Annotated in this window: 17 protein-coding genes and 4 tRNA genes; 3 read left to right on the top strand and 18 right to left on the bottom strand. The window is 39.6% G+C overall.

Annotated features, from left to right (window positions below):
• Positions 1–3: 3 nt before the first annotated feature.
• From L5B90_RS08355 to L5B90_RS08315, 9 genes are all read right to left on the bottom strand, one after another.
• The gene (locus L5B90_RS08355; protein WP_250363460.1) at positions 4–1,266 is read right to left on the bottom strand and encodes an NRAMP family divalent metal transporter; all 1,263 of its coding nucleotides are present in this window, start codon (positions 1,264–1,266) and stop codon (positions 4–6) included.
• Between the two features lie 289 nt (positions 1,267–1,555).
• Positions 1,556–1,630, bottom strand: a tRNA-Gln gene (locus L5B90_RS08350).
• Positions 1,631–1,675: 45 nt separating this feature from the next.
• A tRNA-Gln gene (locus L5B90_RS08345) sits at positions 1,676–1,750 on the bottom strand.
• 27 nt (positions 1,751–1,777) lie between these two features.
• A tRNA-Leu gene (locus L5B90_RS08340) sits at positions 1,778–1,862 on the bottom strand.
• Positions 1,863–1,867: 5 nt separating this feature from the next.
• Positions 1,868–1,944, bottom strand: a tRNA-Met gene (locus tag L5B90_RS08335).
• Between the two features lie 145 nt (positions 1,945–2,089).
• Positions 2,090–3,313 (bottom strand): ROK family transcriptional regulator, encoded by a 1,224-nt coding sequence (locus L5B90_RS08330; RefSeq protein WP_250349656.1) that lies wholly within the window; start codon positions 3,311–3,313, stop codon positions 2,090–2,092.
• A 140-nt stretch (positions 3,314–3,453) separates the two neighbouring features.
• Positions 3,454–4,599, bottom strand: a complete 1,146-nt coding sequence (gene nagA / locus L5B90_RS08325; protein WP_265762638.1) for an N-acetylglucosamine-6-phosphate deacetylase — start codon at positions 4,597–4,599, stop codon at positions 3,454–3,456.
• 12 nt (positions 4,600–4,611) lie between these two features.
• Complete coding sequence (nagB, locus tag L5B90_RS08320; protein WP_265762637.1) at positions 4,612–5,415, bottom strand: glucosamine-6-phosphate deaminase; 804 nt, start codon at positions 5,413–5,415, stop codon at positions 4,612–4,614.
• A gap of 193 nt (positions 5,416–5,608) precedes the next feature.
• Complete coding sequence (locus tag L5B90_RS08315; protein ID WP_250363463.1) at positions 5,609–6,757, bottom strand: 5-methyltetrahydropteroyltriglutamate--homocysteine S-methyltransferase; 1,149 nt, start codon at positions 6,755–6,757, stop codon at positions 5,609–5,611.
• 216 nt (positions 6,758–6,973) lie between these two features.
• Here L5B90_RS08315 and L5B90_RS08310 point away from each other — a divergent pair, with 216 nt between their 5' ends.
• A complete protein-coding gene (locus L5B90_RS08310; protein ID WP_265762757.1) occupies positions 6,974–7,780 on the top strand; it encodes a DNA ligase in 807 nt (268 codons plus the stop codon).
• 45 nt (positions 7,781–7,825) lie between these two features.
• Here L5B90_RS08310 and adk read toward each other — a convergent pair whose 3' ends face one another.
• The 4 genes from adk to galE form a co-directional block, all read right to left on the bottom strand.
• Positions 7,826–8,470, bottom strand: a complete 645-nt coding sequence (gene adk / locus L5B90_RS08305) for an adenylate kinase (RefSeq protein WP_265762636.1) — start codon at positions 8,468–8,470, stop codon at positions 7,826–7,828.
• Between the two features lie 133 nt (positions 8,471–8,603).
• On the bottom strand, positions 8,604–9,605 hold the full coding sequence (locus L5B90_RS08300) for a bile acid:sodium symporter family protein (protein ID WP_250349651.1): 1,002 nt from the start codon (positions 9,603–9,605) through the stop codon (positions 8,604–8,606).
• 34 nt (positions 9,606–9,639) lie between these two features.
• Positions 9,640–10,908: an AmpG family muropeptide MFS transporter gene (locus tag L5B90_RS08295; protein WP_265762635.1), complete on the bottom strand. Its 1,269-nt coding sequence runs from the start codon at positions 10,906–10,908 to the stop codon at positions 9,640–9,642.
• A gap of 72 nt (positions 10,909–10,980) precedes the next feature.
• Complete coding sequence (gene galE, locus L5B90_RS08290) at positions 10,981–11,997, bottom strand: UDP-glucose 4-epimerase GalE (protein ID WP_265762634.1); 1,017 nt, start codon at positions 11,995–11,997, stop codon at positions 10,981–10,983.
• A gap of 194 nt (positions 11,998–12,191) precedes the next feature.
• Between galE and L5B90_RS08285 the strand changes: the two genes are divergently transcribed.
• The gene (locus L5B90_RS08285) at positions 12,192–13,505 is read left to right on the top strand and encodes an NCS2 family permease (protein WP_250349648.1); all 1,314 of its coding nucleotides are present in this window, start codon (positions 12,192–12,194) and stop codon (positions 13,503–13,505) included.
• 74 nt (positions 13,506–13,579) lie between these two features.
• Here the strand turns inward: L5B90_RS08285 and pheA are convergent, their stop codons facing one another.
• The 4 genes from pheA to hchA all read right to left on the bottom strand — a co-directional run bounded on the left by pheA (position 13,580) and on the right by hchA (position 17,675).
• Positions 13,580–14,743, bottom strand: a complete 1,164-nt coding sequence (pheA, locus tag L5B90_RS08280) for a prephenate dehydratase (protein WP_250349647.1) — start codon at positions 14,741–14,743, stop codon at positions 13,580–13,582.
• A 210-nt stretch (positions 14,744–14,953) separates the two neighbouring features.
• Positions 14,954–15,949, bottom strand: a complete 996-nt coding sequence (locus tag L5B90_RS08275; RefSeq protein ID WP_265762633.1) for an NAD(P)H-quinone oxidoreductase — start codon at positions 15,947–15,949, stop codon at positions 14,954–14,956.
• Positions 15,950–15,964: 15 nt separating this feature from the next.
• Positions 15,965–16,714 (bottom strand): SDR family oxidoreductase, encoded by a 750-nt coding sequence (locus L5B90_RS08270; RefSeq protein ID WP_250363470.1) that lies wholly within the window; start codon positions 16,712–16,714, stop codon positions 15,965–15,967.
• A 94-nt stretch (positions 16,715–16,808) separates the two neighbouring features.
• On the bottom strand, positions 16,809–17,675 hold the full coding sequence (hchA, locus tag L5B90_RS08265; protein WP_250349644.1) for a glyoxalase III HchA: 867 nt from the start codon (positions 17,673–17,675) through the stop codon (positions 16,809–16,811).
• A 145-nt stretch (positions 17,676–17,820) separates the two neighbouring features.
• Here hchA and L5B90_RS08260 point away from each other — a divergent pair, with 145 nt between their 5' ends.
• Complete coding sequence (locus L5B90_RS08260; RefSeq protein ID WP_250363471.1) at positions 17,821–18,741, top strand: LysR family transcriptional regulator; 921 nt, start codon at positions 17,821–17,823, stop codon at positions 18,739–18,741.
• Between the two features lie 63 nt (positions 18,742–18,804).
• Here L5B90_RS08260 and lpxC read toward each other — a convergent pair whose 3' ends face one another.
• Positions 18,805–19,722 (bottom strand): UDP-3-O-acyl-N-acetylglucosamine deacetylase, encoded by a 918-nt coding sequence (gene lpxC / locus L5B90_RS08255; RefSeq protein WP_250349642.1) that lies wholly within the window; start codon positions 19,720–19,722, stop codon positions 18,805–18,807.
• Positions 19,723–19,726: the final 4 nt, after the last annotated feature.

Here is a 19,726-nt window from a genome sequence, read left to right as displayed (position 1 = left end):
AGGCTAACCAATCCAACCGACTTGATATGAAATAAATAACACAGTAAACAAAGATAAATAAATAAGCCCAATAAATGACAACCATAATAACCCCCCTTCAACCTTATGTTCACCTTTTAAGACGAGAGAAAGATTAAGATAGGCAAAAATAGGCGTTGAAACAAAAGAGCAAATCATAGCAAAGCGCAACATTGTTGCAACATCACTCATAAAGAAACTAATGATAATTATGCCTGCTAATGCGGCAAAGGTCATCCATAAAGCCAATTGTTTTGGTGACTGCTCTTTATGATTTAATAATAAACGTAGAGCCTCAGCATTCGCTCGGGAATAACCATCGATCACCGTGATTGTTGTTCCAAACATACACATTAATGCAACAAAGGCAATTAATAAGCGAGACCAATCTCCAATAGCATAAGCATACATTTTAATTAATTGCGCAATATATTTCACACCAGCTTGTTCCACGGCTTCTCCAGAACCATACTGAATGAGCGCCCCTAATGCTAAAAATACCATTGCTAGAATAGCGGTACCAATAAAGCCTACATTAAAATCAAACAGTCCATCTTTATAATTTATATGGGTAAAACGTCTTTTGGCCACAACCCACATTGAGTTAATTGCAGAAATTTCAATAGGTGCTGGCATCCAGCCCATTAAGGCAACAATAAAACCAAGCGAAAGCATATTCCAAGGGGATGGCTCAATAAAGTCTGGCGCAATGACTTTTTCCTTGAAAACGGCAATAATTACTGCTGTTACAGTTGCCGTAGTCAATGCAATCATAATCCATTTCGATAAACGATCTAAAAAGCGGTATTTACCAAGCAATAAAATACACCAAGTTAGGACAATAATAACCGTACTCACCTGAGAAATACTTAATCCCCATTCTTTAGGTAAAATAAAACTTAAAATCGCTGCAGTTACAATGCCTACTCCAGCTGTATTAATCGCTGTCGCAAAAACATTAAGCAAGAAAAAAATTAATAAATAAAAATATCCTTTTTCTTTATAACCCTCTAGCAAGGTTTTCCCTGTACTTAAAGTGTACTGAGTACCAAAACGGAAAAAAGGGTATTTAAATAAATTTGCAAGAAGAATAATAATCGCTAATTGCCAGCCATAAATCGCCCCAGCTTGCGTTGACGCAATAAGATGCGATCCCCCAACCGCAGCGGAAGCCATTAAAATACCGGGACCTAAAGCCGAAAATTTAGAACGCCACGTAGAAGCATTGAAATTTGAAGTCGTTGTCATTTGTTATATTCCTTTTTATTACATCATCCACAACAATGATGGATGCACACAATAACACAGCAAGGACGAAAGTAAAAGCCTCATTTTTAGTATAAAAAACTGAGGAAAAGATTAAAAAAGACAAATAGAATAAATCTCAGATATTTAACACTATAAAAATGATAAAAAACAGAATAAAACTCCAATACAATTTAATAGTAAGATATTTAATTCTTAAGCTTACATCAGAAAAGTATAGGTAAATCTGTTTCTATTAAAAACTAAAAATGGAATAGAAAATGAATAATGATGGCTGGGGTACTAGGATTCGAACCTAGGGATGCCGAGATCAAAACCCGGTGCCTTACCGCTTGGCGATACCCCATTAGGAATTCTATAATTAGAATTTTTGATAAGAAATCGGATAGTATGGCTGGGGTACTAGGATTCGAACCTAGGAATGCCGAGATCAAAACCCGGTGCCTTACCGCTTGGCGATACCCCACCTACTAAAGAACTGCAAGCTAATGAATGGTGCGGGACGAGGGACTTGAACCCACACACCTCGCGGCGCCAGAACCTAAATCTGGTGCGTCTACCAATTTCGCCAGTCCCGCAAATATGGTGGCTATGACGGGATTCGAACCTGTGACCCCAACATTATGAGTGTTGTGCTCTAACCAACTGAGCTACATAGCCAAACATTTTGCATTCACCTCATCGGCTTTGCGGGGCTAATTATGCTGATCTGACTCCCCTTCGTCAACTCTTTTTTTACGCTTTTTTCTAAATTCTTTCTCATTCGCATAGAGATTATACAAATCGGCGTAAAAGCAACCGCACTTTACTCTGCTAATAGATGTTGGAGCAATCTACCATCGAATAAGGCTTGTTTAATCAACGCAAATGCGCCGATAACATCTTCATTTTGTAGTTCAGAAGCCACCAGTGGTGTATTTTTCACAAAAGCAGGCAATGCCAAATTATCCAAGGTGCGGCGAATAGCGGAAAACAGTACATCCTTAGCTTGCGTAATTTCTCCTGAAATCACGATTTTTTCAGGGTTAAACATATTTACGCTCATTGCAAGTACACGTCCAATTTGGATACCTACGTGTTCGATCAACTCTACTGCGACGGTATCTTGTTTATTCACCGCCTTACAAATCGCTTCAATATCATGACTTTCTAAAGAAATCCATTTGCTTTGATAACCATCTTCAAGTAAACGTTGCATTTTTTCTTCAATTGCCGCATTACTGACCACGGTTTCCAAACAACCTACATTGCCACACAAACAGCGTTTACCTAAAGGATCAACCTGAATATGCCCAATTTCCCCCACATTATTTTTATAACCAAGGAATACTTCGTGATTAATCACAATGCCAGCACCAACACCACGATGAATACGTAGTAATAAAGAATCATAGCAATCTTTTGTTACACCGAAATAATGTTCTGCTAAAGCAAGGCTACGCACATCATGCCCAATAAAGGTCATCAATTGAAATTCCTGTGTTATTTTTTGCGCTAATAACCAAGGTTCATCTAACTTAAGATAAGATAAATGTTCAATCGCGTTTGTTTTGCTATCAACAAAGCCTGATACAGTAACACCAATTGCAATAAATTCACTACGGCGATGCTGATTGGCTTCAATGAATTGCTTCAAGTGAGTACATAAAAATGCTTCGATTTCAGCGGCACTATTCATCTCTGGCAAATCAATCACGGTTTTCTTTAATAATTTTGTAGAAAGATCCATTATTGCAAAGGTAATATACTCTTGTCCCAACCGAATTAGAATGGCTCGAAATGCCTTATATTCCGCAATAATCGACGTTGCTCGGCGTCCCCCTGTTGATTCTTGTTGCTCAACTTCTTTAATCAAACCGCGCGCGAGTAAATTTCGCGTAATTTTTGTCACACTGGCTGGTGCAAGCTGGCTTAATTCTGAAATTTGAATACGAGAAATTGGTCCTTGTTGATCAATTAATTTATAAACCACCGCACTATTCATTTGTTTAACAAAATCAACATTTGCAATTTGATGATGATCCCACATTCTCTTTTCCTACATCATAAAACCGATAATAGGGGTATTTTAAAATGAATTGAACAAAATGCCTAGCTGAGAAAACAGGCTAAATAAAAAGGTAGCCTGTGCTACCTTTTTCTTATCAATAAAGTGCGGTGTTTTTTCTCTTAGTTTTCATACCATTGCCATTGCCCATTGACTGCACTGCCTAGCACTTTAAAATCATTATTGAATAACGTCAGGTTAGCAATTTTCCCTTCGGCAATATCTCCTAGATAAGCATCCACACCAATGGCTTTTGCCGGGTAGTAATTGCACATTCTTAGGGTTTCATCAAGTGGAATCCCCACTTGTTTTACCGCATTTTCTACCGATTCAATCATTGTGATCGCAGAGCCGCCGAGCGTACCATTTTCGTCATAGCATTTACCATTGCGCACATACACGGTTTTCCCCACAAAATCGAAAGATGTGATATTCGCACCAGCGGCAGCAGTGGCGTCTGTCACGATACACAATTTATCGCCTTTGACTTTTTTATCAATTTTGATATTGCCGAATTCAACGTGCAAACCATCCACGATAATACCTGTGTAAATATCGCTATCTAACACTGCACCGACAACCCCCATTTCACGCCCTGAACTAATCGGTGACATTGCATTATGCAAGTGTGTGGCGAAAGTTGCACCATTGGCAATCGCCTGTTTTGCCACATCATAAGTGGCGTTGGAATGCCCAATGGAAACCACAATGCCACTTTGTACAAAATCACCAATGTATTTCGCTGTTGGGTTTTCAGGCGCCAGTGTAATCTTGCTAATCACCGAGGAATTTTGGCATAGAAAATCTTTCATTTCAGGACTAATGGCACGAATATATTCCGCCTGATGCACGCCTTTCTTTTCTACGCTTAAATAAGGGCCTTCCAAATGCAAGCCAAGTGCTTGGTTTTTATGCTTTTTAAGGTACTCGCCCATCACTGAAATTGCTCGCTTAATACCTTCATCATCTGCCGTGATAAACGTGGGCAAATAACTTGTCGTGCCTGAACGCAAATTAGTTTGTTGCATAATTTCAAGGGTTTTCACTGAAGTATCGCCATTAAACATAACGCCACCGCAGCCATTTAATTGCAGATCAATAAACCCTGCTGTTAGATTATTCCCTTTTAAATCAATTTGTTGCAATCCTTCAGGCAGATTTTCTTGTGGCATAATCGCCACAATTCTCTCCCCATCGACTATCACTGCTTGTCCATACTGCACGCTTTGCGAGGTATAAACGACCCCGTTTACTAATGCATAACTCATTTTTTACCTTCTCTATAAGACACTATGAATTGCTTTAGCTTCTAACTCAGTAAAATATTTGACAGTTTTTACTTTTAGCTCTTGTGTAGCAGGTTCATCACAAACAAAAATTGCGTGGCGGTGTAGTTGTAACGCACTAATCGTCCAAAAATGATTCACGCTCCCCTCCACGCCAGCTTGCAACGCAAGGGCTTTGTTATGTCCCGTAACTAAAAGCATCACTTCTGCCGCATCTAATAAGGTTGCAACCCCAATCGTTAGGGCGTATTTCGGTACTTTATTAACATCATTATCAAAAAAACGAGAGTTTGCAATTAAGGTATCTTCTGTCAATGTTTTAATTCGAGTACGAGACGCTAAAGATGAGGCAGGTTCATTAAACGCAATATGTCCATCCACGCCTACTCCGCCCATAAATAAATTCACTTTGCCATAAGATTTCATTTTTTCTTCGTAACGGCGACATTCTTCATCCAGATCAGGGGCATTGCCATCTAGTAAATTAATATTTTTTTCTTGAATATCAACGTGATCGAAGAAGTTTTTATACATAAAAGAGCGGTAACTTTCAGGATGATCTTTAGGCAATCCTACATATTCATCCATATTAAAGGTAACCACATTTTTGAAGCTCACTTCCCCAGCCTGATACAGTTTAATTAATTCTTTATAAGTTGCTAAAGGGGTGCCACCTGTTGGCAGTCCAAGCACAAAAGGCCGCGCTTCTGTTGGATTAAATTCATTAATGCGATCAACAATATGACGAGCTGCCCATTTGCTGACTTGTTCGGAAGTTTGTAAAGGAATTAAACGCATAGCTCTCTCCTATTTGCTATTTTGAAGTATCATTTCATAATTTTGATTATAAAATAAAATTAACTTCAAAGGAAAATAGAATTTTATTGAAAAGAAAAAATCGTGATCTACATCACAAAGAAAAATTCGCAAAAAGAATACCGCTCTATTAAAAAGCGGTATTATTCTGGAATTAGGAATAAATGGTAGAAAATTAAGCCTTGCCCCAAACTTCCTCAACAATTTCACGGATAAAATCCAGTTTATTCCATTGTTGCTCTTCCGTCAGAATATTGCCTTCCTCCGTTGAAGCAAACCCACATTGTGGGCTTAAACAGAGTTGGTTGATATCCACATATTGTGCGGCTTCTTGAATGCGTTTAATGATTTCATTCTTATCTTCAAGGTTACCATCTTTTGACGTAATTAAGCCAAGTACCACTTGCTGATCTTTAATAAAGCGCAATGGTTTGAAATCACCCGAGCGATCACTATCGTACTCAAGGAAGAAACCATCTACATTGCAATTGCCAAATAAGATTTCAGCTACAGGCTCATAGCCCCCTGATGAGAACCACGTTGAACGGAAATTGCCACGACAAATGTGCATCGTTATTGTCATATCTTCAGGTTTAACAGCAATAATACGATTGACCATATACACATAATCTTTCGCCAGCTGTTCGAGATCAAAGCCACGCGCTTGATAAGCTTGGCGTTTTTCTTCAGAACATAGTTCGCCCCAGCTTGTGTCATCTAATTGCAAGTTGCGACAGCCCAACGCATAGAATTTTTGCATTGCACGAATATAAGCCTCAGCAATATCATCAAGTAGCTGTTGATTATTGTTTTTATAACGCTCAATGGGTTGATACGCCGTTTCACGCACCGTACAAATTAAATGTAGCATTGAAGGTGATGGAATGGTGAATTTCACAGGATAATCCCCTGCAATTTGCTGTAAAGAACGGTAATGTTCAAGGAATGGATGATGATCGGAAAAACCAATTTTATCGACAATTTTCAACGTCTTAGGACGAACATTATGGTGTTTAAATTGAACAGAAAATTTTTCTGCTTCAACTTCTTCCACGCCTTCTAAAGCACTTAAAAAATCCAAATGCCAAAAAGTACGGCGAAATTCGCCATCAGTTACCGCAGGCAAGCCTACTGCTTTTTGTTTTGCCACCAAATTGGCAATTTCTTTGTCTTCCACTTCGCTCAGATCTGCACAAGAAATATCACCACAGCTACATTGTTGGCGTGCTTGTTTTAAGCTTTCAGGACGTAAAAAACTTCCCACAATATCAAAACGATAAGGGGCATTATCTCGAAGTTGTGCATTAGGAAATAGTTTGCTCATAATCACTCTCTTTTAGTTATAGTTAGATAGGAAGCAACGATTTTAACAAAAAATTCACACATATCCTAAAAAATGCGAAAAAAACCACCGCACTTATAAAACGAAAAAATTCTTACGATCGGGATCGCAAAACCGTGGTTAATTTTCCACGATGGCAGAAAAGTCGCTTAATATCCGAACAAGTTTTTATATGGGAGAAAAATGATGTCTTATATTATGCGTAGTTTGTTCACCTTATTCACACTCTATTCACTTTTTGCTTATGCCAATCCACCTGATTTAATGTTGCTTGGCACTTATCATAATCAAAACGTGCAAGGTTGGGTGATGAGCGAAAAATTAGACGGCATCAGGGGGTATTGGGATGGTAAGCAGCTTTTTACAAGGCAGAATAAAATCCTCACACCGCCTGCTTATTTTATTAAAGATTTTCCTCCTTTTGCCATTGATGGAGAACTGTTTAGTCAGCGTAATGAATTTGAGCAAATTTCCTCCATTGTGCGTTCACAAAAAGATAAGGGCTGGGAAAAATTAAAGCTCTATGTATTTGATGTCCCCAATGCCAAGGGCAATCTATTTGAACGCTTAGCAGTGTTAGAAAATTATCTGGCACAGCACCCTAGCCAACATATTGAAATTATTAAACAAATTCCCATTAAGGATTATTCTCAAGTACAAGATTTTCTGCACCAAGTAGAACAAAATCAAGGGGAAGGTTTAGTGTTGCGTAATCCTAATGCCCCTTATGAAAAGAAACGTAGCAACCAAATATTGAAATTAAAGACCGCACTTGATGAAGAATGTGAAGTGATTGCACATCACAAAGGCAAGGGGCAATTTGTCGATAAGCTCGGTGCCATCACCTGTAAAAATCAGCGTGGCGAATTCCGTATCGGGTCAGGTTTTAAATTGACAGATAGAGAAAATCCTCCACCAATTGGGTCAATCATTACCTATAAATATCGTGGTTTAACGCAAAAAGGGTTGCCGAGATTTGCCACTTATTGGCGGAAGAAAGAATAAAAAAATCCCCTTAAAATCAAGGGGATTAATAAAGTGCGGTGGAAATTAAGCCAAAATTTTATCTAATTCTGCGCTCACTTCTTCCACTTTTTGGGTACCGTCTAAGCGGAAATATTTCGTATTCCCCGCTTTAGCTTCTGCTTGGTAGTAATCCACCAGTGGCTTGGTGGTATTGTGATACACTTTCAAGCGATCTAATACCGTTTCAGGCTTATCATCAGCACGAATAATTAACGCTTCTCCTGTCACATCGTCTTTTCCTTCCACTTTTGGTGGGTTATACACAATGTGGTAAGTACGCCCTGACGCTTGGTGAACTCGGCGACCGCTCATACGTTCTACGATGACTTCATCTGGCACATCAAATTCCAGCACATAATCAATGCTAATACCCGCACTTTTTAAGGCATCAGCTTGAGGAATCGTGCGTGGGAAGCCATCTAATAAAAAGCCTTTTGCACAATCATCTTGCGCAACACGCTCTTTGACTAAAGAAATAATTAAATCATCTGGCACAAGTTGCCCTGCATCCATTAAGGTTTTCGCTTGTTTACCTAATTCCGTCCCCGCTTTAATCGCCGAACGCAACATATCACCGGTTGAAATTTGCGGAATACCAAATTTGTTCATAATGAATTGTGCTTGCGTCCCCTTACCAGCACCGGGCGCACCTAAAAGAATAATTTTCATAGTAACCTCATTTTTAGAAAAATTTGCCTTACCATACCGTTAATAACGTTAAAACTCAATACTCAACAAATGATGAACATTAAATTTGTACTATTTAATGAAAAATTAAGCAAAAAATGACCGCACTTTCACTTTAGTTCACTTCATCAATGTTGATTTGTTTAATTTGTTCTAAATGTTGTGGCGATTTACGGTATTTATCTAGCCATAATAAAAAATTAGCATAGACGGTTCCTGCCACAGAATGCCACACGCAAGCAACGGCACAAACCACCGCAGATTCTGGAATGGTTGGGAAGAATTTCATACTTAAGCCCGTGGCTAAACCTGCATTTTGCACGCCAACTTCCAAGGAAATGGTTTTCTTTTTGGCTAAGCTCATACCAAATAATTTCCCTGCGGAATAACCTAGCGCATAGCCAATCACATTATGTAGCACAATACAAAGTAAGATCATTAAACCTGACTGTAAAAAATAATTGCCATAAACGGCCACAACGCCTCCCACAATAAAGGCAAAATTTATCACCGCAACGCCGGGCATTAAGGCTTTAATATCTTGGAACCATTGTTTACGATGTAAAGTAATATTTAAAATTGACCCCACTGCCACAGGTAATACCGTAACCAAAAGCATAAATTTGAACATTGCCCAAGCATTCATTTCTACGCTTTGCCCAACAAGGTAGTTAAGTAACAAGGGGGTCATTACTGGGGCAAGCAAGGTTGAGACCGTGGTCATTCCCACTGAAAATGCTACATCGCCTTTACATAAAAAAGTCATAATGTTAGATGCCACGCCACCAGGGCAAGATCCCACAAGCACTAAACCAAGCGTCAAGGCAGGCGAAAGGTCAAAACTTTTTGCAATGGCAATGGCGACAAAAGGCATAACGGTATATTGCACAAAGGTGCCAATTAAAATATCCAAAGGGCGTTGCGCAAGCACCTGATAATCTTGCTTACCCAAGGTCATTCCCATTGAAAGCATAATAATACTGATGATGAAAACTTGTGTATCGCCTTTAACCCAAGTAAATAAACTCGGTTGATAAAAGGTAATCAGTGATAGCACAATAATAAAAAGTGCGGTGAATTTTGCTAATAAAAAACTGAGCTTCTTCAAAAATTGCATTACTTTCTCCTACATTTCTCTCTCAATAAACGCGCTAGCTCCCCTCATTCCAAGGGGCAACTTTGACTAAGCATAACATACCGGGGATTGCCAGCCAGAAACAAAGCCAGAAATAATCATAGTAGCCTAGCCAATCGATCAATGCCCCTGCTTGGGTATTGAGCGTAGCCCTTGGTAATGCGGCAAGGCTGGTGAATAAGGCAAGCTGGGTGGCGGTGTAAAGTGGGTTGGTTTCCCTTGCCATAAAGGCAACAAAGGCAGCGGTACCTAAGCCGATGCCGATATATTCCGCCGCCACAACAAGGGAAAGCGACCACAAGGCACGGCTATCTACAAGCTCAAAAGGCCCTTGTTTAGCTAGCCACGCAAAGCCAAGAATGGTGATAATTTGCACTAAACCAAATAACCATAAGGCACGGTTAATACCAACTTTCAGCATTAAAATCCCACCTAAAATGCTCGCGATGACCATTGGCCATAAAGAAGCGTTTTTCACGACCAAGCCAATCTGCGTTTTGCTAAATCCCATATCTAAATAAAAAGGTGAAATTAACGCCGTTGCCATACTGTCGCCCAATTTATACAGAAAAATAAACGCTAAGATCCCTAAGGCAGACCAGACGCCTTTGCGTTGAAAAAATTCACTAAAAGGGTCAATCACACTTTCTTTTAAAGTGCGGTGCTTTTTGAGTGTGATTTTAGGTTCTGTACTTAAAAATAGACACATTAAAATCCCCGGCAACATAAACATCGCGGTGATAATAAATACCGTTTGCCACGGAAAATGATCAGCCAAAATTAGTGAAAGCGAACCGGGAACAAGCCCAGCTATACGGTAAGCATTAACGTGGATAGAATTACCTAAACCTAATTCCTTATCAGTTAAAATTTCTCGTCGATACGCATCTAGCACAATGTCTTGCGTAGCAGAAAAAAACGCACAAAGCACGCCCAAGGCTGCAATCAAACTCAACCCAGCCTGCTTGCTTGGATCTAAAAAGCCAAATAATGCAAGACTGATTAATAATAAAATTTGTGAAATAAACATCCAGCCACGACGGCGTCCTAAGAAAGGCGGCACAAAACGATCGAGCAACGGCGCCCAAACAAATTTCCACGAGAACGGAAGCATCATCAGGGTGAAATAGCCTAAGGTTTTAAGATCCACATTTTCTGCACGCAACCAAATAGGTAATAAAGACACAAGAACATAAAGGGGCAAGCCTGAGCTAAATCCGGTAAATAGACAGATCAGCATATTACGGCTGAAAATTTGTGAAAATAAGTGAGTTTGTGTAGTCATAGCCATCGAGTGCGGGGTATTTTTCAAACAAATTGTGCTGTAAGTTTCCTTACAGCACAATGATATTAAGGATTAATCACGGTACCCTTGAGGGTTCTTTTTCTGCCAATTCCACGTATCCTGCATCATTTCCGTTAAGCCACGTTCTGCTTTCCAGCCTAATTCTTTTGCGGCAAGCGATGGATCGGAATAACAAGTCGCAATATCCCCCGGACGGCGCGCCACTAACTGATAAGGAATGTGAATATTATTGGCTTGTTCAAAGGCATTCACCATATCTAACACAGAATAACCTGTGCCTGTGCCAAGGTTATAGATGTGTAATCCTGCATCGTTTTGGTGACGATCTAAGGCTTTCAAATGCCCAATGGCAAGATCCACAACGTGAATATAATCGCGTACCCCTGTGCCATCGTGCGTGTCGTAATCGCTACCAAATACAGAAAGTTGCGGTAATTTACCAATTGCCACTTGGCTAATATAAGGCAATAAATTATTTGGAATACCTGTTGGATCTTCACCAATTAGCCCGCTGTGGTGCGCCCCTACTGGGTTGAAATAACGCAAAATAGTAAAACTAAATTTGTCTTCTGCTTTAGCAACATCCGTTAAAATTTGTTCCACCATTAATTTGGATGTGCCGTAAGGATTGGTTGTGCCGCCTACTTTGCATTGTTCGGTGATTGGCACAATTTCAGGATCGCCATAGACGGTTGCCGATGAGCTAAAGACCAAATTCCACACACCTGCCTTACGCATTTCATCGACTAAGACTAACGAGCCAGTGACATTATTCATATAATATTCAATCGGTTTACGAACGCTTTCGCCCACTGCTTTCAAACCAGCAAAATGAATCACGGCGTCAATGTGATTCTCCGCAAAGATTTGCTGCAACATTGCCCGATCTAACACATCGCCTTGATAGAATTTCACCGCTTTGCCCGTGATTTCCTCAACACGCTGCAAGGATTTCGCCGAAGAATTGGATAAATTATCCAGTACCACCACGTCTTTTCCCACATTTAATAATTCTACAACAGTATGAGAGCCAATATAGCCCGCACCGCCAGTCACTAAAATCGCCATTTTTTCCTCACTTAGGTTATTTGTATTATTTGACGGCATTATAAACCATTTGTAAAACAAGCCCAAAAACTTCCGCAAAAATCACCGCACTTTCTATCAAGCAAACGTTTACTATTCTTTTCTTTTCTGTAAAATAGCGCCATTTTTATTTCAACAAGGCTTTTTATTTTAACTTCATTAACGAAAGGAAATTTATGTTCGCAGAAAAACTTTTTGAGATCACCAAACGTGGCTCAACGGTACGCCAAGAAATTATTGCGGGTCTCACCACCTTCTTAGCAATGGTGTATTCCGTGATTGTAGTACCAAATATGTTGAGTGCCGCCGGCTTCCCGCCAGAAAGCGTATTTATCGCTACTTGCTTGGTATCAGGCTTAGGCTCAATTCTGATTGGCTTATGGGCAAACGCCCCAATGGCAATTGGTTGCGCCATTTCATTAACCGCCTTTACGGCATTCAGCCTTGTACTAGGGCAAGGCGTGAGCGTTCCTGTTGCACTGGGTGCAGTATTTTTTATGGGGCTTGTTTTTACCTTAATCTCTGCAACAGGCATTCGTGCGTGGATTTTACGCAACTTGCCTGCAAGCATTGCGCAAGGTGCGGGGATTGGGATTGGTTTATTTTTATTATTAATCGCAGCTAATGGCGTGGGGATTGTAGTTGGCAACCAAGCTGGTTTGCCGGTAAAACTCGGTGATTTCACCACGTTCCCTGTGCTAATTTCCCTTGCGGGGTTAGCGGCAATCATCGGCTTAGAAAAAATGCAAATCAAAGGCGGCATTTTGTGGGTAATTATTGCCATCACGCTTATCGGTTTAGTGATTGATCCAAATGTAAAATTTAGTGGTGAATTATTCAAAATCCCCACTTTTGGTGAACAATCCTTATTCCTTGAGCTGGATTTAATGGGCGCATTACAACCTGCGATCTTGCCCGTTGTTTTTGCCTTAGTAATGACTGCCGTTTTTGATGCCACTGGCACAATCCGTGCCGTAGCAGGGCAAGCAAACTTGTTAGATAAAGACGGGCAAATCATCAATGGCGGCAAAGCCCTCACTTCGGATTCAGTGAGTAGCTTATTTTCAGGCTTATTTGGAACAGCGCCAGCAGCGGTATATATTGAATCCGCCGCTGGTACCGCAGCGGGTGGTAAAACAGGGATCAGCGCGATTGTTGTCGGTCTCTTATTCCTTTTAATGCTCTTTTTCCAACCCCTTGCCAGCCTTGTACCTAGCTACGCCACGGCACCAGCGTTAATGTATGTCGGCTTACTTATGTTAAGCAACGTAAACAAATTAGATTTTTCTGATTTTATTGGCGCGATGAGCGGCTTAGTTTGTGCGGTATTTATTGTACTGACTGCAAATATCGTAACAGGCATTATGCTAGGTTTTGCCACACTGGTGATCGGACGAATTATCAGCGGTGAAGTGAAAAAACTGAATATCGGTACGGTATTAATCGCCGTGGCATTATTAGCCTTCTATTTAGGCGGCTGGAATATTTAATTTCTTACTAAAAAGAAGTGCGGTGGAAATTTTTCGATTTTTCCACCGCACTTAAATTTGCACATCTTACCCGTTTAATTGACTTCCACTGGCTTTACAATCTCACTTGGGTAGCAACCGAGTATTTTAAGATAATTACTATATTCTCTTAACTCCTCTAGCGCTTGTTGTACGGCAGGATTATGGATATTCGCATCAATTTCCAAATAAAACATTTCATCCCAAGGCTGACCATAAATCGGACGAGATTCTAATTTCGTCATATTAATATTGTGCTTTTTAAATACCAATAACGCGTCCACCAATGACCCCGCTTGTCGTTTATTGGTTGTCATCAGCAATAAGGTTTTTGCCTGAATTTGAGGCGATACCGCAACAGGTGCTTTCGCTAATACAATAAACCTTGTAATGTTATTTTCTTGGTTGGCAATGTTATTTTTCAGTACACGCAAGCCGTACAGATGACCGCCATCTTCATTACCTAACGCAGCAATATTTGGCTTGTTCAGGCTCGCTACAAGCTGCATTGCGTGAGAGCTACTTTCGCAATATTCAATATGCACACGGTCAAGGCGACGAATAAATTGACTACATTGTTGAATGACTTGCGGGTGGCTGTATAACGTGTCAATTTGACTTAATTCCCCCTGCTCTGTGGCTAATACACAATGTTTTATCGGATACGCTAATTCTCCAATTAAAGAAAGATCCGTATGTTGCAATAAATCGTAAACTTCATTAATTGAGCCTGATGTGGTGTTCTCTAGCGGTAAAATACCGTAATCCGCCTCGCCATTCTGCACTTTTTCAAAGACTTGCTCAAAAGAACTACAACTTAGTTCAATAAATGGTTTTTGATAGCGTGTTGCGTAACTACGCGCCGCAAGGTGAGAATAAGAACCGCGTTTACCTAAGAATGCAATATGACTATTTTGCTCACGCTGTTCATTGAGTTTCTTTTGTAGATAAGCTTGTTGAGTGAGTACAGAATCTTCAATAATTTTTTGGAAAATTTGCGTAATATATTGCGGATCAAGCTGATAATTTTGTGTTTCTGCAAACTGAATCAGCTCTTGTAATAATTGCTGTTCACGTTCTACATCACGCAACGCTTTTTGTGTGATTTCCTTACTACGCACAACATCATAAGCTAAACGATGACGTTCCGAAAGCAGTTTTAATAAACTGCGGTCAATTTGAGTGATCTGTTGTCTGATTTCTGCTAAATCCAATGCCATTTTATTCTCTCAGTTATGGGGAATGGAGCTAGGATAAACAAGATTGTTAAGGAGATCAAATGAATATCGTATTAATCATAAGGAAATAATAAGGCTTTTTAATGAATAAGGGTTAACACTAATGAATTAATATTAAAAGTCAGAAAAAAAGAAGTGCGGTGCTTTTTACACAAAAAAACTAAATCATTTTCACCGCACTTTATTTTACAATTAAATAGTTTGCGTTTTATCAAATGCAAGCATTATCTTACCAATATGCGTTCCTTTATCCATTTCTTGGTGTGCCTGTTTAACCTCTTTAAAATCAAACACTTGATGAATAATGGGTTTGCCAATTTGCTCGTTTTCTAATTGATGCCACACATTCTCTTGTAACGATTGTGCGATTTCAGCTTTTTCTTCCTTGGTGCGACTACGCATTGTTGAACCTGTAATATGGACACGCTTTAACGCGATTTGCAATAAATCCACGTTTGATGCCACTGCTCCGCCCATAAAGCCGATCAAAAATAATCTGCCATTTTGTTTTAAGCAATCTAAATTGCGTTGGAAATAACTGGCCCCAACCACATCTAAAATGGCATCAACACCGCCTGCCTGCTTGATGACTTCTGCAAAATCTTGCGTTTTATAATTAATCGCAACCGCCCCATATTGTTCAACAATAGTACATTTTTCTGTATTACCTACGGTTGCGTAGGTTTTGATACCAAGACTTTTTGCAATCGCTAAGGCAGTTAGCCCAATACCACTTGTCCCACCGTGAACCAATAAGTGTTCTCCAGCTTTAACCTGTTGTTGCATAAATAAATTTACCCATACAGTAAACAATGTTTCAGGCAAAGCAGCCGCCTCTACTAAAGAATAATTTTTCGGAATAGGCAAGGCTTGACTGGCTGGTACGAGACAATATTCGGCATAAGCGCCTCCATCAGTTAAAGCACAAATCTTATCACCTAGCTGAAATCCACTTACGCCTTCGCCAATAGCAACGACAGTACCTGAAAGCTCTAACCCCATAATGGGGGTTACCCCTTTCGGCATTGGGTACAATCCTTGACGCTGCATAATATCAGGGCGATTTATCCCAGCGTAAGCCACTTTCACTAACAATTCACCCGCTCGTGGTGTTGGAATGGTAGCTTGTTGAATAAATAAAACGTCGGGTGCTCCCGCTTCTCGCATCGCGATTTGTTGCATTGTCATCTTTTATTCCTTAATTTAGAACTCCTGTACAGTGGGGCGAACAGTAATTTCATTCACCGCCACATTATCTGGCTGTTCCACTGCATAAGCAATGGCTCGAGCAATAGAACTAGCAGGAATTTCGTGAGCAGCATAAAATTTTTGTACACGCTCACGAGACTCAGGGTCGCTACTGCTGAATTTTAGCTCACTTTCAATCGCACCGGGGTAAAGGGTGGTAACGCGAATATTATGCCCTGCCATTTCAGCACGCAAACCTTCGCTAATGGCTTTCACCGCAAATTTTGTTGCACTATATACTGTGCCGCCACCTGATGATACTTTCAAGCCCGCGACTGAGGATAAATTGATAATATGCCCCGCATTCTGGCTTAACATTGTCGGTAACACAGCGGCAATACCATAGAGTACGCCTTTAATATTGACATCAATCATTCGATCCCATTCATCCACTTTTAACGCACTCATTACCGCTCCCGGCATAATACCTGCGTTGTTGATTAGCACATCAATACGACCAAATTCCTGTAATGCGGTTTGTGCTAGTTTTTCTACCTCTTCACGTTTTGATACATCCATTTGCACCACAACAGCTTGTCCACCTTGTTGTTTAATGTGCGCTGCTAACTTTTGTAAGCGTTCTAAGCGTCTTGCACCTAAAACGACTTTAGCACCTAAGGCGGCTAGATGGCGAGCCGTTTCCTCACCTAAGCCACTTGATGCGCCTGTAATTAATACGACTTTATCTTGAATGTTGTTGTTCATTATCGTTCCTTTGTTTGGCTTAATTTATTGATAAAACAGAAATAGAAAAAGAGCGGTGAAAATTTCCTCAATTTTTACACCGCTCTTTTAGAAATTATTTCACTGCTTTCAATAATTCATCAGCAGCTAAAATCCCTAAATTATTTGATGCCAATGGGCTATCACCAGTAAGCAATTTACGATCTTTATGAACTTGTCCTGTGATGCCTTCATTCATAATTTTCACACCTAATTTAGCTAAATTTTCACCCACTAACCATTGTAATTTACCCGGCATATAACCAATTGCTTGGTTTGCACCTTCATCTAATGCATCAGGGAAAACACAAAGTTCATAGCCTTTAAATGGAAAATCTTCTGCTTTTTCGCCGACACCTGCTGCTAGCAAAGAAGCTGGTCCGTGACATAAAGTAATCACGTGTTTATCTTTCGCTAATGCCCAATCTAATACTTTTTTCACTTCTTTACTGTGTGGTACACCAGCTAATACACCGTGACCTCCCGGAATAAATACGGCGATATAAGGTGAATTTTCAGCCAATACCTCAGGTAAAATCTCTTCTAATTTTTTTGGATTTACTAATTTTGGCAAATATTGATTATATAAATCCATAACGGCTTTATCTTCTTCTGGCATTGCCCAAATTTCTAATTTCACAGGGTTACCTGATAACGTTGCCACATCAATTTCAAAACCAGCGTGATGCATATGCAACATCGGTAATAACATTTCAACGGGGTGGTTACCTGTTGAGAATAATTTGCCGTTTTGCATTTCAATATAGCGCTCATCAGTACCAATCATTAATACTTTGTGTTTACCGCCCGTATATGGTTTATCGAATTTGAAGCCATCGAAATCCGTTTTTTTGCTGGTATATTGGGTTAAAGAATATTCTGATGGGAAGAATGCATTGTGTTCAGCGCGATCTGCTACTGGATTTTTACTTAAATCTGTCATTATTTACTCTCCAAAAGTGTTTATATTGTATAAAGTTCACAATGAAAAACCGTTTTAGCGTTTTTTCTGGCGTGCATTTTACCCCTAGATAATTGGGTTGAAAAGGAATAAAATTGGAATAGACTATTCGCAAAAAAGGAATAATATGAATAAACTTGATGCGCTTCGTTATTTTAGTGTCGCGAGTGAAACCTTAAATTTTCGTGAAACGGCACAAAGGCTTGCCGTATCGCCACAAGTGGTAACACGCATAATAGCCGAGCTAGAAAATCTGCTAGGCGAACCCTTATTTCAACGTAATACACGTAGCATTAAACTGACAGAATTTGGCGAACAATTTCTCCCTCAAGCACAACAATTATTAGCAGATAGCGAACGATTGTTTTCTTCACAAAAAATTAATGATAAAGCAATGCAAGGCATTGTGAGAATTACCCTGCCACCAATGCCTTATAACGATCAACTTTTGTATGAATTATTGCTTGCCCTTGAGCCTTATCCTGATTTGGTGATTGATTGGCGTGTATCCTTAGATAAGCTAAAAACGATTGATGATCAAATTGATATTGGGTTGCGCGTATGCCTTGAACCAGAACAAGATTGGATTGCTCATCACATCTTTACTATACAAGAAAAAATTGTCGCTTCACCGAAATTATTACAGCGTTTGGGAACACCTGAAAATCTGCAAGATCTTGCATTAAACTACCCACTCAGCGGTTTGATCAACCCCAAACTTAAACGTATTTGGCACTGGCAAATTAACTCTCAACAACATTTTATTCCAACCCATCCAAAATTTTTGGCTTCTGATATGTATAGTGAATTACAATCCGCCTTAGTTGGACGCACTTGCTCGCAGTTAATTGATATTTTATGCCAACCTTATATTGAGCAAGGAAAATTAGTAGAGCTTTTCCCTGAAGTGGAAAAACAAAAATGGCAGCTTTATTTATATCGCCCTTATCAAAGTGTGGTAAGTGAGCGAGTATTATTTGTTTTTGAAAAATTAAGCAGTATTTTAAAAAGTATTGTCCATCAGATAGAAATGGCAAAAAGCAAATAAAATAAAAAGTGCGGTAAAAAAATAAAGCCATATTTTTCAATATGGCTTTATTTTTTTTAATATTTAGATAAATACTTGATTTGGTGCGAGATAACCTTGTGGTACTTGCTGTTTATCTTCAAAGGTAACAAACTCCCACGCCTCTTGATCTTCAAGCAAGGCTCTTAATAATTTATTATTTAAACCGTGTCCTGATTTATAGGCTTTGAAATCGCCAATGATGTTATAACCACACATATATAAATCACCAATCGCATCTAACATTTTATGACGAACGAGTTCATCTTTAAAACGTAAACCATCTTCATTTAAAATGCGATAATCATCAAGCACGATCGCGTTATCTAGGCTACCACCGAGTGCTAAACCTTGTGATTGTAAATATTCGATGTCTTTCATAAAACCAAAGGTTCTTGCACGGCTAATCTGTTGCACGAATGCTTGAGCTGAAAAATCCATCACATAATTACGCACATCTTTGCTAATCGCTGGGTGATTAAAATCAATGGTAAAATCCAGACGGAAACCATTATAAGGTTTAAATTCTGCCCATTTATCACCATCTTCTACACGAATTGGCTTTTTCACGCGAATAAATTTTTTCGCGGCATTTTGTTCTTCAATACCAGCATCTAATAAAAGATAAATAAATGGGCTAGCACTACCGTCCATAATTGGAATCTCAGGGGCGTCCACCTCAATAATCACATTATCAATCCCTAATCCTGCTAATGCGGCATTTAAATGCTCAACCGTGGAAATTCTAATCCCTTCTTCATTTATCAAGCAGGTACAAAGCATCGTATCACGCACTGCATTGGCGTTGGCTGGGAAAGTCACTGGCGGATTTAAATCCGTACGGCAATAAATAACACCGGTATTTGCCATTGCTGGGCGTAAAGTTAGCGTGACTTTGTTTCCACTATGTAACCCAACACCCGTTACTTTAATACTTTGTTTTAAAGTTCTTTGTTTAATCATAATA

Origin of the sequence: Avibacterium sp. 20-129 (assembly GCF_026226845.1) — a bacterium.
GTDB lineage: Bacteria > Pseudomonadota > Gammaproteobacteria > Enterobacterales > Pasteurellaceae > Avibacterium.
The sequence above is the reverse complement of the archived record's forward strand: the minus strand, read 5'-3'. Positions and strand labels throughout refer to the sequence as shown.

Coding starts and splice junctions, on each gene's coding strand:
- L5B90_RS08355 (WP_250363460.1), bottom strand. CDS start 1,266: ATGACAACGACTTCAAATTTCAATGCTTCTACGTGGCGTTCTAAATTT.
- L5B90_RS08330 (WP_250349656.1), bottom strand. CDS start 3,313: ATGTGGGATCATCATCAAATTGCAAATGTTGATTTTGTTAAACAAATG.
- nagA (WP_265762638.1), bottom strand. CDS start 4,599: ATGAGTTATGCATTAGTAAACGGGGTCGTTTATACCTCGCAAAGCGTG.
- nagB (WP_265762637.1), bottom strand. CDS start 5,415: ATGCGTTTAATTCCTTTACAAACTTCCGAACAAGTCAGCAAATGGGCA.
- L5B90_RS08315 (WP_250363463.1), bottom strand. CDS start 6,757: ATGAGCAAACTATTTCCTAATGCACAACTTCGAGATAATGCCCCTTAT.
- L5B90_RS08310 (WP_265762757.1), top strand. CDS start 6,974: ATGCGTAGTTTGTTCACCTTATTCACACTCTATTCACTTTTTGCTTAT.
- adk (WP_265762636.1), bottom strand. CDS start 8,470: ATGAAAATTATTCTTTTAGGTGCGCCCGGTGCTGGTAAGGGGACGCAA.
- L5B90_RS08300 (WP_250349651.1), bottom strand. CDS start 9,605: ATGCAATTTTTGAAGAAGCTCAGTTTTTTATTAGCAAAATTCACCGCA.
- L5B90_RS08295 (WP_265762635.1), bottom strand. CDS start 10,908: ATGACTACACAAACTCACTTATTTTCACAAATTTTCAGCCGTAATATG.
- galE (WP_265762634.1), bottom strand. CDS start 11,997: ATGGCGATTTTAGTGACTGGCGGTGCGGGCTATATTGGCTCTCATACT.
- L5B90_RS08285 (WP_250349648.1), top strand. CDS start 12,192: ATGTTCGCAGAAAAACTTTTTGAGATCACCAAACGTGGCTCAACGGTA.
- pheA (WP_250349647.1), bottom strand. CDS start 14,743: ATGGCATTGGATTTAGCAGAAATCAGACAACAGATCACTCAAATTGAC.
- L5B90_RS08275 (WP_265762633.1), bottom strand. CDS start 15,949: ATGACAATGCAACAAATCGCGATGCGAGAAGCGGGAGCACCCGACGTT.
- L5B90_RS08270 (WP_250363470.1), bottom strand. CDS start 16,714: ATGAACAACAACATTCAAGATAAAGTCGTATTAATTACAGGCGCATCA.
- hchA (WP_250349644.1), bottom strand. CDS start 17,675: ATGACAGATTTAAGTAAAAATCCAGTAGCAGATCGCGCTGAACACAAT.
- L5B90_RS08260 (WP_250363471.1), top strand. CDS start 17,821: ATGAATAAACTTGATGCGCTTCGTTATTTTAGTGTCGCGAGTGAAACC.
- lpxC (WP_250349642.1), bottom strand. CDS start 19,722: ATGATTAAACAAAGAACTTTAAAACAAAGTATTAAAGTAACGGGTGTT.